At 62.2% G+C, this 13,948-nt stretch carries 13 protein-coding genes; 4 read left to right on the top strand and 9 right to left on the bottom strand.

Features of this window, described 5'->3' with window-relative positions:
- Positions 1-197: 197 nt before the first annotated feature.
- Both uvrA and DJFAAGMI_RS18130 read left to right on the top strand, forming a co-directional pair.
- Positions 198-3,266 (top strand): excinuclease ABC subunit UvrA, encoded by a 3,069-nt coding sequence (gene uvrA, locus DJFAAGMI_RS18135; protein WP_211458187.1) that lies wholly within the window; start codon positions 198-200, stop codon positions 3,264-3,266.
- A 53-nt stretch (positions 3,267-3,319) separates the two neighbouring features.
- Positions 3,320-4,492, top strand: a complete 1,173-nt coding sequence (locus DJFAAGMI_RS18130) for an NAD(P)/FAD-dependent oxidoreductase (protein ID WP_211458186.1) — start codon at positions 3,320-3,322, stop codon at positions 4,490-4,492.
- Positions 4,493-4,693: 201 nt separating this feature from the next.
- Here DJFAAGMI_RS18130 and DJFAAGMI_RS18125 read toward each other — a convergent pair whose 3' ends face one another.
- The 3 genes from DJFAAGMI_RS18125 to pyrF all read right to left on the bottom strand — a co-directional run bounded on the left by DJFAAGMI_RS18125 (position 4,694) and on the right by pyrF (position 7,636).
- A complete protein-coding gene (locus DJFAAGMI_RS18125; RefSeq protein ID WP_003072187.1) occupies positions 4,694-5,677 on the bottom strand; it encodes a Bug family tripartite tricarboxylate transporter substrate binding protein in 984 nt (327 codons plus the stop codon).
- 205 nt (positions 5,678-5,882) lie between these two features.
- Positions 5,883-6,791: a LysR family transcriptional regulator gene (locus tag DJFAAGMI_RS18120; protein ID WP_003060079.1), complete on the bottom strand. Its 909-nt coding sequence runs from the start codon at positions 6,789-6,791 to the stop codon at positions 5,883-5,885.
- 17 nt (positions 6,792-6,808) lie between these two features.
- Positions 6,809-7,636 (bottom strand): orotidine-5'-phosphate decarboxylase, encoded by an 828-nt coding sequence (gene pyrF / locus DJFAAGMI_RS18115; protein ID WP_043003313.1) that lies wholly within the window; start codon positions 7,634-7,636, stop codon positions 6,809-6,811.
- Positions 7,637-7,844: 208 nt separating this feature from the next.
- Between pyrF and DJFAAGMI_RS18110 the strand changes: the two genes are divergently transcribed.
- Complete coding sequence (locus DJFAAGMI_RS18110; protein WP_211458185.1) at positions 7,845-8,729, top strand: DMT family transporter; 885 nt, start codon at positions 7,845-7,847, stop codon at positions 8,727-8,729.
- Here the strand turns inward: DJFAAGMI_RS18110 and DJFAAGMI_RS18105 are convergent.
- From DJFAAGMI_RS18105 to sucC, 6 genes are all read right to left on the bottom strand, one after another.
- Complete coding sequence (locus tag DJFAAGMI_RS18105) at positions 8,726-9,295, bottom strand: dihydrofolate reductase family protein (protein WP_211458184.1); 570 nt, start codon at positions 9,293-9,295, stop codon at positions 8,726-8,728. The genes DJFAAGMI_RS18110 and DJFAAGMI_RS18105 overlap by 4 nt on opposite strands.
- 89 nt (positions 9,296-9,384) lie before the next feature.
- On the bottom strand, positions 9,385-9,825 hold the full coding sequence (locus DJFAAGMI_RS18100; protein WP_211458183.1) for a PaaI family thioesterase: 441 nt from the start codon (positions 9,823-9,825) through the stop codon (positions 9,385-9,387).
- Complete coding sequence (locus DJFAAGMI_RS18095; RefSeq protein WP_211458182.1) at positions 9,825-10,259, bottom strand: MerR family transcriptional regulator; 435 nt, start codon at positions 10,257-10,259, stop codon at positions 9,825-9,827. Before DJFAAGMI_RS18095 ends, DJFAAGMI_RS18100 begins: the two co-directional genes overlap by 1 nt.
- 136 nt (positions 10,260-10,395) lie before the next feature.
- Entirely contained in the window at positions 10,396-11,088 is a 693-nt protein-coding gene (locus DJFAAGMI_RS18090) for a TerC family protein (protein WP_211458181.1), read from the bottom strand.
- Positions 11,089-11,234: 146 nt separating this feature from the next.
- Positions 11,235-12,134, bottom strand: a complete 900-nt coding sequence (gene sucD, locus DJFAAGMI_RS18085; protein WP_003060065.1) for a succinate--CoA ligase subunit alpha — start codon at positions 12,132-12,134, stop codon at positions 11,235-11,237.
- 20 nt (positions 12,135-12,154) lie between these two features.
- Complete coding sequence (gene sucC, locus DJFAAGMI_RS18080) at positions 12,155-13,315, bottom strand: ADP-forming succinate--CoA ligase subunit beta (protein WP_003060063.1); 1,161 nt, start codon at positions 13,313-13,315, stop codon at positions 12,155-12,157.
- Between the two features lie 91 nt (positions 13,316-13,406).
- Here sucC and DJFAAGMI_RS18075 point away from each other — a divergent pair, with 91 nt between their 5' ends.
- Positions 13,407-13,760 (top strand): hypothetical protein, encoded by a 354-nt coding sequence (locus DJFAAGMI_RS18075; protein WP_211458180.1) that lies wholly within the window; start codon positions 13,407-13,409, stop codon positions 13,758-13,760.
- The last annotated feature ends 188 nt before the right edge of the window (positions 13,761-13,948 follow it).

Here is a 13,948-nt window from a genome sequence, read left to right as displayed (position 1 = left end):
TGCCCGCGCTGGGGGAGGTATTGATTTTTTTCACGCTCAGATTTTGCCAAGAGTCAAAGTCTTATGCCCAGGTTAACTAAATCACTGCCGGGCAAAAGAGAGGAAATAAAACCGTAGATTGTCCGTGAACATGAATCATCTAGTCACGCGCAAGCCCGTCTGACTATCATGGAGAGTTTTCCCCGTCTGGAGCGCCCGTGTCCCTGAAGCCTGATTCGCCCTCTGAAGTCCAAGATGACAGCCTCTATCTGGGCCGCTCTCTGGCGCAGACACGCATCGCCATTCGCGGCGCACGCACGCACAACCTCAAGAACATCGACCTGGACATCCCCCGCAACCAGCTGGTGGTGATCACCGGCCTGTCGGGATCGGGCAAGTCCAGTCTGGCCTTCGACACCTTGTACGCCGAAGGCCAGCGTCGCTATGTGGAGAGCCTCTCGGCCTATGCACGCCAGTTTCTGGGCCGCCTGGACAAACCCGATGTCGATCTGATCGAGGGCCTGTCGCCGGCCATTTCCATCGAGCAGAAGGCCACCAGCCACAACCCGCGCTCCACCGTGGGCACGGTGACCGAGATCAACGACTATCTGCGCCTGCTCTACGCCCGTGCCGGCACCCCGTTCTGCCCCGACCACAATCTGCCGCTGCAGGCCCAGACCATCAGCCAGATGGTGGACAGCGTGCTGCAGCTGCCCGAAGACACCAGGCTGATGATCCTCGGCCCCTTGGCGCGCGAGAAAAAGGGCGAGTTCGTCGAGCTTTTCGTGCAGCTCCAGGCCCAGGGCTATGTGCGCTTTCGCGTCGACGGGCAGATCTACGACGCCCAGTCCCTGCCCAAGCTGGAGAAGAACGAGCGCCACAACATCGATGTGGTGATAGACCGACTCAAGGTTCGTGAAGACATCAAGCAGCGCCTGGCCGAAAGCTTCGAGGCCGCCTTGCGCGCCGGCGGTGCCGATGCCGGCGGCCGTGTCATCGCGCTGGAAATGGACGGCGGCAAGGAACATCTGTTCAGCGCCAAGTTCGCCTGCCCCCTCTGCGACTACTCCCTGCCCGAGCTCGAGCCGCGCCTGTTCTCCTTCAACTCGCCCATGGGTGCCTGCCAGGCCTGCGACGGCCTGGGCAACAGCGAAGCATTCGACCCCGACCGCGTCGTGCCCTTCCCGTCGCTGAGTCTGGCCAGCGGTGCCATCAAGGGCTGGGACAAGCGCAACAACTACTACTTCTCCATGCTGGAGAGCGTTGCCAAACACTATGGCGTGAGCACCGAGACGGCATTCGAGGAGCTGCCCGAGAAGGTGCGCAACGTGATTCTCTTTGGCTCGGGCGACGAGTCCATGGAATTCAACTATGTTTTCGAGAGCGGCGAACGCAAGGGCGAAGCCTTCATCAAGTCGCATCCGTTCGAAGGCATCATCCCCAATATTCAGCGCCGCTTTCGCGAGACCGAATCCCAGGTCGTGCGCGACGATCTGGCCAAGCTGCGCAGCATCCGCAAATGCCCCGAATGTGAAGGCACGCGCCTGCGTCGCGAAGCGCGCTTTGTGCGCGTGGGCGATGGCGAGCAGGCCCGCTCCATCTATGAAGTAAGCCATGCCACGCTGGCCGATGCGCTGGGCTGGTTCAAGCAGTTGAGCATGGCCGGAGCCAAGGCCGAGATTGCGGACAAGATCGTGCGCGAGATCGCCTCGCGCCTGCTCTTCCTCAACGATGTGGGCCTCTCGTACCTGAGCCTGGACCGCAGCGCCGACACGCTCTCGGGTGGCGAAGCCCAGCGCATTCGCCTGGCATCTCAGATCGGCTCGGGTCTGACGGGCGTGATGTATGTGCTGGACGAGCCCTCCATCGGCCTGCACCAGCGCGACAACGACAAGCTGATTGCGACACTCGAGCACCTGCGCGATATCGGCAACAGCGTGATCGTGGTCGAGCATGACGAGGACATGATGCGTGCTGCCGACCAGATCATCGACATGGGTCCGGGCGCCGGCGTGCATGGCGGTCGCATCATGGCTCAGGGCAGCTATGAGGACATCAAGGCCAGCCCCGACTCGCCCACAGGACGCTATCTGAGCGGCGTACAAAGCATTCCCGTGCCCAGGCAGCGCACCGCCTGGCTGCCCGTGCTGCGCAAGGACAGTGAAGCCGAAGCCAGTCAAAGCGCATCGCGCTTTCCCGTCACGGCCGCGAAAAAGCGGGAGTCCGCGAGCAAGGTGCGCACCGACCTGCAGGCACTGACCGTGCAAGGCGCGCGCGGCAACAACCTCAGGAACGTGACGGTGGACTTCCCCGTCGGCCTGTTCACCTGCGTGACCGGCGTCTCCGGCTCGGGTAAATCCACCCTGGTCAACGATACGCTGTATGCCGAAGCAGCGCGCCAGATACACCGTGCAGGTACCGAGCCGGCAGCGCATGACGACATCGCAGGCATCGACTATTTCGACAAGGTCATCAACGTCGATCAGTCGCCCATCGGCCGCACGCCGCGCAGCAACCCGGCAACCTATACCGGCCTGTTCACGCCGATCCGCGAGCTGATGGCCGAAACCAATACCGCCAAGGAGCGCGGCTACGGCCCCGGACGTTTCTCGTTCAATGTCTCGGGCGGCCGCTGCGAAGCCTGCCAGGGCGACGGCGTGGTCAAGGTGGAAATGCATTTTCTGCCCGATGTCTACGTGCCCTGCGACCTCTGCCACGGCCAGCGCTACAACCGCGAGACGTTGGAAGTGCAGTGGAAGGGCAGGAACATCTCGCAGATTCTGGAGATGACGGTCGAAGACGCACATGCCTTCTTCAAGGATGTGCCCAGCATTGCGCGCAAGCTGCAGACCCTGCTGGACGTGGGCCTGTCCTATATCCGCCTGGGCCAGAGCGCGACCACGCTGTCGGGCGGCGAGGCCCAGCGCGTCAAGCTCGCGCAGGAGCTGTCCAAGCGCGATACCGGGCGCACGCTCTACATCCTCGACGAGCCCACCACCGGCCTGCACTTCGCCGACATTGCCCTGCTCCTGAAAGTGCTGCACCAGCTGCGCGATGCGGGCAACACCATCGTCGTGATCGAGCACAACCTCGACGTCATCAAGACCGCCGACTGGCTGATCGACATGGGCCCCGAGGGCGGCTCGGGCGGCGGCCAGGTCGTGGCCCAGGGCGCGCCCGAAGACATCGCAGCCAACCCGGCCAGCGTGACGGGACGCTACCTCAAGCCCTATCTGGACAAGGCCCCTGCCAAGTCCAAAGCCAAATCGTCATCAAAACAAGACTGATCAAGCGCAACAAGCTATGTTTTGCATAGCTTGTTGCGCCGGGGAAAGAAACAATGCAGAAAGATGTCTGGGATTTCGTCATCGTGGGCGCGGGCATGGCCGGAGCCTCCGCCGCCTGGCAGCTGGCGCAGTCGGGTGGCGAGAACCCGCCCTCGGTGCTGATGCTGGAGCGCGAATCCCAGCCCGGCTATCACACCACCGGCCGCTCGGCCGCGCTGTTTGAAGAGCATTACGGTCCCGCCCAGGTTCAGGCCCTGACCCGCGCCAGCCGCGCCTTCTACGATGCGCCACCGGCCGGTTTTGCAGAAAGCCCTATCCTCGCACCGCGCGGCGTGCTCTATGTGGGCACGGCCGATCAGCGGGATCTGGTGGATGCCGCCTATGCCGAGGCCCAGGTTCACTCCCCCGATGCCCAGCGCCTGAGCGCCGCACAGCTCAAGACCCTGGTTCCCGTGCTCGACACCGAGGTGCTGGTGGACGGCTTTCTCGATACCGGTGCGCGCGACATCGACGTGCACGCCCTGCACCAGGGCTATATCCGCGGCCTGCGCCAGCGCGGCGGCGACCTGTGGTGCAACGCCGAGGTCCAGGCCATCACCCGGGTCAACGACTTCTGGCACATTGCCCTGCCCCAGGGCCGTAGCCTTCGTGCCAAGGTCATCGTCAACGCCGCCGGGGCCTGGGTAGATGTCGTGGCCGCCATGGTGGGAGCGGCTCCTATCGGCATCACCCCGAAACGCCGCAGCGCCTTCACCTTCCCTGCCCCCGAAGGTATGGACGCCACGCACTGGCCCGCCATCATCAGCGCCGACGAAAACTGGTACATCAAGCCCGACGCCGGCCAGTTGCTGGGCTCACCCGCCAATGCAGACCCCGTGGCACCGCACGATGTCGTGCCCGAAGAGCTGGACATTGCCACCGGCATCTATCACATAGAGGAAGCCACCACGCTGCAAATCCGCCGCCCCTCGCATACCTGGGCCGGCCTGCGCAGCTTTGTCGCCGATGGCGAGCTGGTGATCGGCTGGGATGCCTCGCCCACGCCCGTGCCGGGCTTTTTCTGGGTCGCCGCCCAGGGCGGCTATGGCATCCAGAGTGCCGCCGGCTACAGCCTGCTGGCTCGCAATCTGCTGCTCGGGGAAACGCTGGATGCGGCGCTGGCCGCACAGAAGGTGAATGTGGGGGCAGTGTCACCTGCGCGTTGTCAGCTGGCGACTCAGAATTGAGAGCTGGTTGCGCTTTGTGGGTCTGCGCTTGATGCCGATTTGATTCGATTATTACGGCTTGCTTGATTGGCACTCAGAGGACGGGGCTCGACCCGCCCTCTGTCCTGCAATCAGCAGAAAAAACAAAAACGGCCTGCGCCCCGGGGGCACAAGCCGTTTTCAAACCTAGGCGACCTCAGGTCACCACTGGTCAAAGCAAGATCAGTTCTCGATATGCGCGAACTGAACAATCTTTGCGTACTTGGCAATCTCGGTGTTGATGTACTTGCCGGCATCCACCTTGGGATCGGCCACCACGTTGCCGGTCTCTTCCATCTTCTTGCGGAACTCGGGCGAAGCCATGGTTTCTTCCAACGCCTTCTTCAGCTTGGCGGCAATGGGAGCGGGCAGGCCCTTGGGGGCCATCAGTGCAAACCAGCTGTTGATGTCCACGTTCTTGAACTGGGGCAGTTCGGACAGGGCAGGGATATCGGGTGTGATGGCCGAGCGCTTGGCTTCGGTCGTACCCAGAGCCACAACCTTGCCGGCCTTGATATGGGGCAGGCCCGAGGACAGCACGAACACGCCGAACTCGATGTTGTTGCCCACCAGGTCGGTGGTCAGCGGAGCCACGCCCTTGTAAGGCACATGGGTCATCTGCAGCTTGCCCTGCTCCTTGACCAGCTCGCCGGCCAGGTGCAGCGCCGTGCCCACACCGGAGCTGCCGTAGCTGAACTTGTCGGGGTTCTTGGACACCAGACTCACAAACTCGGCCGCGTTCTTCACGCCGGCCTTGTGCGATGCGACCAGCACCATGGGCTGGGAACCCACCAGGCCGATGGGAGTGAAGTCGCCGATGTTGTACTTCACGGCCTTGTTGATGAGCCTGGCAATGGCCAGCTCATTGTTGGCACCCACCATGATGGTGTAACCGTCGGCAGGGGCCTTGGCCACCTTTTGGGCACCGATGGCGCCACCGGCGCCGCCCAGGTTTTCCACCACCACGGGCTGGCCCAGATGCTTGGCCAGGCCATCGGCCACCAGACGTCCCACCAGGTCGGTGCTGCCGCCGGCCGGGTAGCCCACGACCATGGTGATGGCCTTGCTGGGATAGTTGTCGGCGGCGATGGCAGGGACTGCCACGGCAGCGCCCAGCAGCAGGCCTGCAGCGATGGCGGTACGGCGGAGGATGTTTGTGTTCTGCATGAAACTATTCCGAATCTGTATGAGGCAATTGTCCGAATACGGAGAAAACCCTTCAGTGCTGATCTGGCACATTTCCGTGCCATTTCAGCACATCAAGGTGTTTTCGGGCAAATCGAGAGGAGGCAACGCCGCCAGGAACCCGATACCCTCTGTTGTTTTTCCAGCTTAAGGTGTGGCCGCAGGCAAAAAAGGAGTGACTGCTCAGTTACTGACCGGTGATATCGGTCCAGAACTGCTCCGCAGCGGTGCTCAGGCGGCGTTTGGGCCGATAAAGCCGCACATCGAAATGCACATCCAGACTGCCGTCGCCGGCCAGCGCCAGACGGCCGTCCTGGCAATCGCGCTGCACCATGGACCAGGGCATCCAGGCCACGCCCAGACCCTTGAGCACGTACTCGTAATTGGCATCCGCCGAATCGCATTCAATGCAGCGACGCAGGCGCGGCCACAGAGGATGGCTGGCAAGATGGTCTTCGACCAGCCGCCCCAACGCCATGCTGTGCGAAAAAGCCAGATAAGGCATGGGGCTGGCACCGGGCAGCAGAGCCTGCGCCAGTGCGAACAGGGGCTTGCCTTCGGCATCGGCCCGAGCCACGGGCACCAGCTTGTCGCTCATCACCGTCAGATAGCTGAACTGGCGGCCATCCAGCCGCACGGCGATGGCGGCATGGTGGTAGAGCAGGGCAAAGCTAACCTCGCCGCGCTGCAATATGTGCACGGTTTCATCGAGTGTGCGGGTGACGATGCGCATCTCCGCCGTCTGCAGCACGCTGCCATAGCGCGCTAGCCAGTCGGCCACGATGGTGCGCGCCAGCGTGCGCCCCGTGGCCAGCGTGATTACATGGGCCTGCCGGCCGGCCACGGCCTGCAGCTCGTCATGCGACTGGGCCAGGGTGCGCACCATCTGCTCGGCGGTGTCGCGAAAGGCCTCGCCGGCCGCAGTGAGACGAACCGGCCCGCCGCCCGCCTCGATCAGTGGGGTTCCAGCCCACTCCTCCAGCGCACGGATGCGCCGGCCGAAAGCCGGATGGGTGACATGGCGCAGCTCCGCCGCGCGGGTGAAGCTGCGCTCCTGCGCCAGAAGCAGAAAGTCTTCCAGCCATTTGCTTTGCATGGCCAGAGTGCCCTGACTCAGCTCTGCGCTGCTGCCTGCAGCGTGGCGCGCGTGGCGATGGCTGCCGCGCGTGCAGCCTTGGCAAAGTCATCACCCTGCCCCGCGTACAGAATGGCGCGCGAGGAATTGATGATGATGGGTCCGCCGCCAATGCGGGCGGCCTTGACGGTCGCCACGGCATCGCCACCCTGTGCACCCACGCCGGGAATCAGCAGCGGCAGTGTGGGAGCCACGGCACGCACGCGCTCGATCTCGTTGGGACGGGTTGCACCCACCACCAGTCCCAGCTGGCCATTGGTGTTCCACGGGCCCTGGGCCAGCTTGGCCACATGCTCGAACATATGTGGGTTGCCGGGCACATCGGCCAGGGTCTGGGCCTGCAGGTCGTCACCGCCGGGATTGGAGGTGCGGCACAGCAGGAAAGCGCCCTTGCCTTCGTACTTGAGATAGGGCGTGATGGAGTCGAAGCCCATGAAGGGCGAGAGCGTCACGGCATCGGCGCCATAGCGCTCGAAGGCTTCCTTGGCGTATTGCTCGGCGGTGGAGCCGATATCGCCACGCTTGGCGTCCAGAATCACGGGCACATGGGGTGCCACCCGGCGCATGTGCGCCATCAGCTTTTCGAGCTGGTCCTCGGCACGATGGGCGGCGAAGTAGGCAATCTGGGGCTTGAAGCTGTTGACCAGATCATGGGTGGCATCGACGATGGCTGCGCAGAAGTCGTAGATCTTGGACGCATCGCCCTGCATGGCGCCAGGAAAGCGGCTGGGTTCAGGGTCCAGACCCACGCACAGCATGGAGTCATTGCGCGTGGACGCGTCGCGCAGCATGTCGATAAAAGTCATAAAGCGTGATTTTAATTGCTCGACCCTTCCAAGCCCCGCTACAGGTCTTGCGCCAAGCCGCAAAACAGACGCACACACCAACTCAGTGACACCGAGGAAGCGCCGCCGCGCACCGACGGTGTCGTCCCCCTCCCGCAAAGCGAGTGAGGGGGAAGCGGCGGAGCCGCTCAGGGGGAGAAAATCATTCCGGGGGAGATAATCCAGCCCCATGCCTTCGTTCACGCCCAAACAGCTCATCCTCCTCGTCTTGCTCACCATCGTCTGGGGTCTGAACTGGCCGGTGATGAAGCTCGGCGTGCAGCATTTCCCGCCCCTGAGCTTCCGCATGGTCAGCATGTGGGTAGGCCTGCCCATTCTGGCCCTCTTCGTCGCCAGCAAGGGCTTGCCGCTGGCCATACCCCGCAGCTACTGGGGCCAGCTGACCAAGCTCACGCTGTTCAACATGGTGCTCTGGCACTGCCTGATCATCATCGCCATCCCCACGCTGTCCAGCGGACGTGCGGCGATTCTGGGCTACACCATGCCCATCTTCTCGGCCGTGTTCGGCAGCCTTTTCTTCAAGGACAGCCTGGGTGCGCGCGCCTGGGCGGGCGTGGGAGCAGCCTTCGCCGGCGTGCTGCTGTTGCTGTGGCATGAGGTTGGCGCTCTGGGCAGCAAGCCCCTGGGCGTGATGCTGATGCTGATTGCTGCCGCCGGCTGGGCCTGGGGCACGCAGTTGCTGCGCCGCACCGAGGCGCCGGTACCGCTGATGACACTGTCGTTGTGGATGGTGGCCATCACCACCGTGGTGCTGACCGTGCTGGCCTTTGTTTTTGAGCGAAAACAGTGGCATGTGCCCGACCAGACTGCGCTGGCTGCTATCGCTTTCAATGGCATCCTGGTGTTGGGCTTCGCCCAGGCCGTGTGGTTCTATCTGGCCCGCAGCCTGCCGCCCGTGGCCTCCACGCTGAGCGTGATGATGATTCCGGTGCTGGGCGTGTTTGTGGGCGCCTGGTGGCTGGGCGAAGTCTTGCACTGGCAGGACTGGACCGCTGTCTGCCTGATGGTGGTGGCGATTGCCTCGGTGCTCTGGCCTGCCAAAAACAGCGCTTAATTCCCGGGCTGCGGCGCCTTGCACACGGTGTAGCGCAGCTCTGCCATGCCTGTGCCCATCTGCTGCACCGACTGCAGCTGCAGCACGGGACTCAGCAAGCGGCGCGGCAACAAAGGCTTGCCCCGGCCCAGAGTGGCCGAGCCAATCTGCACGATGACCTCATCGAGCAGGCCCGCGTCATGAAACTGACCGGCCAGATCCCCGCCACCCACAATCCAGATGTTCCTGTCGCCGGCTGCAGCCCTCATGCTTGCCAGCACGGGCTGCACATCGCCGCTGACAAAGCGCACATCCGCGCCCTCAATCCGCGGCAGCTGGCGGCTGGAAAACACCCAGGCAGGCTGCGCATAGGGCCATGCTGCGCCAGTCTCCTGCTTCACCGCATCGGCGTTGCGGACCATCCATTCATAGGTGGCCGATCCCATGGCCAGCGCACCGACCTGCGCAATAAAGCCCGGATAGCTGGACTCCGTCAGGCTGCCCAGGGGAAACAGCCAGTCCAGGGAGTCGTCTTCGGTGGCGAGAAATCCATCCAGGCTGGAAGCGGTGTAGTACTGGGTTTTCATGATGGAGCGTAGTTTGCCTCGGCGGCGCTGGCTCGGACCGCTTCAAACCGGCCGTCAGGGCAAAAAACCTCGGGCGCTGCGCTCAAAAGTCAGTCCAAGGGTGCGGGAGCCAGATTCCGCGCCGTGGCCAGCATGGTGGCGCACAGCCACTCCTTGCCTTCGCGGCAGGAAAACACATCCGCCCGGGCCACTGTCAGCAGCTTGCTGGCCTGGATGACGCGGCCACGGGCCAGCAGGCTCGTGCCATTGGCCGCCGCCAGGTATTTGATGCTGCAGTCCACGGTGGCATTGAACCAGCCCGGTGGCAACAGCGTCCCCGCAGCCGATACGGCAGCAAAGTCCGCAATGGCAAAGACAGGCGTGGCCTGCAACTGGCCGGGTCTGAAGCTCAGGCTTTCCTGGTAGGGCAGGCAGAGATCGACCTCACCTGGCTCTATGCGCTCAAAGCGCAGCTGCAGCAGCTGCGCCACCGGCATGGAAAGCACCAGGGCCTGTACGTCACGGGCGAAATTCTCGTTCTGCGGTGTCATCACTTTTTCCTGCTCCTGCCGAATGAACCGGCCTCGTCATTGCCGCGCGCGCGAACACGCGGAAATCCTGGTTTGACGGCTGGCTGCGGCTCGCGCTCGCCAAACCATGCGATGTGTGAAACCAGGTGCCTGCGCAGTGCGCGCCGCTGGGCAATCTCCGCATCCAGTTCGGCAATGCGCTCCTGCAGCCTGGCAATCATCTGGGCCGCCGTCAGGGTCTTGCGACGATAGGCCGGCAGCACTTCGGCGATCTGCGTCAGGGAGAAACCACATTGCCGCGACATGGCGATGAATCGCAGCTCGCGGATCACGCTGTCATCGAACTCGCGGTAGCCGGACGGGCGCCGGGCGGCGGCAATCAGGCCCAGACTCTCATAGTGGCGAATGGCGTGCACGGACACACCCGACAGGCTGGCAAGTTCCGATATCTGCATGGCGACAAGGCTAACAAGCCTGGGGTTACACGAAGGTTGGAAGCCATGTTCACACAGTTTGTCGTCCGCGCTGCGGCCATAAAAAAACGCACCGTGCTTCCACGGTGCGTTTTTTAGGAGGAGCTTGTCGGGGCGATCAGGCCGCAGCGACTTCCTTCTTGGCAGAGCGTGCCTGCATGAACTTGCCCAGTCCGACCACCAGCACGGCGCCCGCTGCAGCAGCGACATAGTGCAGCCAGGGGTGAGCCATGGTGTAGCCATGCAGCAGGTTGTCGTTGACGATGGTCTCGCCGCCCACCCAGCCGATCAGCGCCGCGCCCAGCGTGACGATGACGGGGAAGCGTTCCATGAGCTTGATCATCACTGTGGAGCCGAAGATCACCAGGGGAATGGAAATGGCCAGACCCAGGATCAGCAGCACCATATTGCCCTGGGCGGTGGCGGCCACGGCAATCACGTTGTCCAGGCTCATCACCAGGTCGGCGATCAGGATGGTACGGATGGCAGTCATCATGGAGCCATGGCCCTTGGACTCGCCTTCGCCGTCTTCGTCGCCCGTCAGCAACTGATAGCCGATCCACAGCAGCAGGCAGCCGCCCACGACTTGCAGGAAGGAGAGTTCGAGCAGCTTGGCAGCGACCACGGTCAGCACGATACGCAGCACCACGGCGGCGCCGGAGCCGAACATGATGGCTTTCTTCTGCTGTTCAGGGGGGAGGGAGCGCGCGGCCAGCGCGATAACCACGGCGTTGTCGCCGGAGAGGATGATGTTGATCCAGATGATCTTCACCAGGCCGATCCAGAAATCGGCGCTATTGAGCATTTCCATGTTGACTCCACTGTTTTGAATACGAAAGCGCCGCATTGCGCGGCGCTTTCTTTTAAGAGTGGAGGCAGTGTAGGGCGCGAAGCCCATCTTGCCAGTTCGTAATACTGCGTAAATTCAACGCGGTATCACGAACTTTCTGCACGGGCTTACTTCTTCAGCAGGCCTTGCAGCAGGCGACCCATCTCGGAAGGGTTGCGGGTGATGGTGAAGCCGCACTCTTCCATGATGGCCAGCTTGGCGTCGGCAGTGTCGGCACCGCCGGAGATCAGGGCACCTGCGTGGCCCATGCGCTTGCCGGGAGGGGCAGTCACGCCAGCGATGAAGCCCACGATGGGCTTTTTCATGTTGGCCTTGCACCACTGGGCAGCTTCGGCTTCGTCGGGACCGCCGATTTCACCGATCATGATCACGGCATCGGTGTCGGGATCGTCGTTGAAAGCGCGCATCACGTCGATGTGCTTCAGACCGTTGATGGGGTCGCCACCGATACCGACAGCGGAGGACTGGCCAATGCCCAGTTCGCTCAGCTGAGCCACGGCTTCGTAAGTCAGCGTACCGGAACGGGACACCACGCCCACGCGGCCCTTCTTGTGGATGTGACCGGGCATGATGCCGATCTTGATTTCGTCAGGCGTGATCAGACCGGGGCAGTTGGGGCCCAGCAGCAGAGTCTTCTTGCCGCCGGCAGCTTCCTTGGCCTTCATCTTGTTGCGCACTTCCAGCATGTCGCGAACGGGGATGCCTTCGGTGATGCAGATGGCCAGGTCCAGATCAGCTTCAACAGCTTCCCAGATGGCAGCAGCAGCGCCTGCGGGAGGCACGTAGATCACGGACACGGTAGCGCCGGTTTCCTTGGCAGCGTCCTTGACGGAACCAAAGATTGGGATGTCGAAAATCTTTTCGCCAGCCTTCTTGGGGTTCACGCCTGCCACGAAGCAGTTCTTGCCGTTCGCGTATTCCTGGCACTTTTCAGTGTGGAACTGACCGGTCTTGCCAGTAATGCCCTGGGTGATGACCTTGGTGTCTTTGTTGATAAAGATCGACATGTTTCTATCTCCGGGGCGTATTACTTAACGGCAGCAACGATCTTGGTCGCTGCTTCAGCCATGGTGTCAGCAGCGATGATGGGCAGACCGGAATCCTTGAGGATTTGCTTGCCCAGCTCTTCGTTGGTGCCCTTCATGCGCACGACCAGAGGCACGCTCAGGTTCACGGCCTTGCAGGCGGTGACCACGCCGTTGGCGATGGTGTCGCACTTCATGATGCCGCCGAAGATATTGACCAAAATACCCTTGACTTCAGGGTTCTTGAGCATGATCTTGAAGGCTTCTGTCACCTTCTCGGCCGTAGCGCCGCCGCCCACGTCCAGGAAGTTGGCAGGTTCGCCGCCGAACAGCTTGATGGTGTCCATGGTGGCCATGGCCAGACCGGCGCCGTTCACCAGACAGCCGATGTTGCCGTCCAGGGAGATGTAGGCCAGATCGAACTTGGAGGCTTCGATTTCGGCAGCGTCTTCTTCGTCCAGATCGCGGAAGGCCACGATTTCGGGGTGACGGAACAGAGCGTTGGGGTCGAAGTTGAACTTGGCGTCCAGGGCCATCAGGTCGCCCTTGGAGTCGCAGTTCAGGGGGTTGATTTCCACCAGCGACGCGTCGGTGTCCATGTAGCACTTGTAGATCTTGGCGAACAGATCCACGGCCTGATCCACGGACTTGCCTTCCAGACCGATGGCAGCTGCCACCTTGCGCGATTGCGCTTCGGTGATGCCGGTCAGGGGGTCGATCATCTCGGTGATGATCTTTTCGGGAGTGGAGTGGGCCACTTCCTCGATGTCCATGCCGCCTTCGCTGGAAGCGATCAGGGCAACCTTCTGTGTGGCGCGGTCAGTCACCAGCGACACATACAGTTCGTTCTTGATGTCGGCGCCGTCTTCGATGTACAGGCGACGGACCTTCTGACCTTCGGGGCCGGTCTGGTGAGTCACCAGCTGCATGCCCAGGATCTGCTCGGACAGCTTTTGCACGTCCTCGATGGACTTGGCAACCTTCACGCCGCCGCCCTTGCCGCGGCCACCAGCGTGGATCTGGGCCTTCACCACCCACACGGGTCCACCCAGCTTCTGGGCTGCTTCAACAGCCTCTTGCACGGTAAACGCAGGAATGCCACGGGGAACGGGCACACCAAATTGGCGCAAGATTTCCTTGCCTTGGTATTCATGAATCTTCATGACTTTGTCTCTCTGAACTGAGGGGAAATACCCGCTTGCCACCGACTCGGGGGAGCCTGGCCATCGGGTTCATATGACATGGCGAGCAGGAATGTACCATGCTGCACCGCGCAAAACGACACCTGAACATGCGCAAAATCCACAATTTCACGCAACTTTGTCGTGTTCCGGAAACAGCTGCAATGCCTTGAATTTCTTAGGGAAATTATTCCTACACGATATCTTTTCTTCCCGCAACTTTCTTATGTCTTATATACGAGTCAAGGACATTGAGGCAGCGGCTGGCAATGTGCTGACAACTGCGAATAGCTGCTACGCCTACTGGGCCATTCGCGCAAGACTTGCCTCAGAACGTGATTGCGATCTCTACGCAGCCGCGTTGGGGCGCAATCGGGATGAGTTCGAAGCGATGGCTCGCCGCTTGCACCGGGGTGCAAGCAAGTGACAGCGCACAGAAATCGCCCGATTTCGCTCCAACCCTCCGGGACAGGGGCTTTGCGGGCAGTCTGCGGCGTTGCGAATCCTCGCAATAGCACGGCTATTGCTGCGGTATCGCGCCTGGCATCCCATCCCGCAAAGCCTCTGTCGCGGCGCGAGGAGATCTCAACCACGTTCTCAAAGACAGGCAATGCA

Source organism: Comamonas brasiliensis (assembly GCF_018292285.1).
GTDB lineage: Bacteria > Pseudomonadota > Gammaproteobacteria > Burkholderiales > Burkholderiaceae_C > Comamonas > Comamonas brasiliensis.
This window is presented reverse-complemented; position numbering and strand designations above follow the sequence as displayed.

Excerpts from the sequence above, each read along its gene's own strand:
- DJFAAGMI_RS18130 (WP_211458186.1), top strand. The coding sequence starts at position 3,320 with ATGCAGAAAGATGTCTGGGATTTCGTCATCGTGGGCGCGGGCATGGCC.
- DJFAAGMI_RS18090 (WP_211458181.1), bottom strand. The coding sequence starts at position 11,088 with ATGGAAATGCTCAATAGCGCCGATTTCTGGATCGGCCTGGTGAAGATC.
- DJFAAGMI_RS18075 (WP_211458180.1), top strand. The coding sequence starts at position 13,407 with ATGTACCATGCTGCACCGCGCAAAACGACACCTGAACATGCGCAAAAT.
- DJFAAGMI_RS18100 (WP_211458183.1), bottom strand. The coding sequence starts at position 9,825 with ATGACACCGCAGAACGAGAATTTCGCCCGTGACGTACAGGCCCTGGTG.
- DJFAAGMI_RS18095 (WP_211458182.1), bottom strand. The coding sequence starts at position 10,259 with ATGCAGATATCGGAACTTGCCAGCCTGTCGGGTGTGTCCGTGCACGCC.
- DJFAAGMI_RS18110 (WP_211458185.1), top strand. The coding sequence starts at position 7,845 with ATGCCTTCGTTCACGCCCAAACAGCTCATCCTCCTCGTCTTGCTCACC.
- DJFAAGMI_RS18125 (WP_003072187.1), bottom strand. The coding sequence starts at position 5,677 with ATGCAGAACACAAACATCCTCCGCCGTACCGCCATCGCTGCAGGCCTG.
- DJFAAGMI_RS18120 (WP_003060079.1), bottom strand. The coding sequence starts at position 6,791 with ATGCAAAGCAAATGGCTGGAAGACTTTCTGCTTCTGGCGCAGGAGCGC.
- DJFAAGMI_RS18105 (WP_211458184.1), bottom strand. The coding sequence starts at position 9,295 with ATGAAAACCCAGTACTACACCGCTTCCAGCCTGGATGGATTTCTCGCC.
- sucC (WP_003060063.1), bottom strand. The coding sequence starts at position 13,315 with ATGAAGATTCATGAATACCAAGGCAAGGAAATCTTGCGCCAATTTGGT.
- pyrF (WP_043003313.1), bottom strand. The coding sequence starts at position 7,636 with ATGACTTTTATCGACATGCTGCGCGACGCGTCCACGCGCAATGACTCC.
- sucD (WP_003060065.1), bottom strand. The coding sequence starts at position 12,134 with ATGTCGATCTTTATCAACAAAGACACCAAGGTCATCACCCAGGGCATT.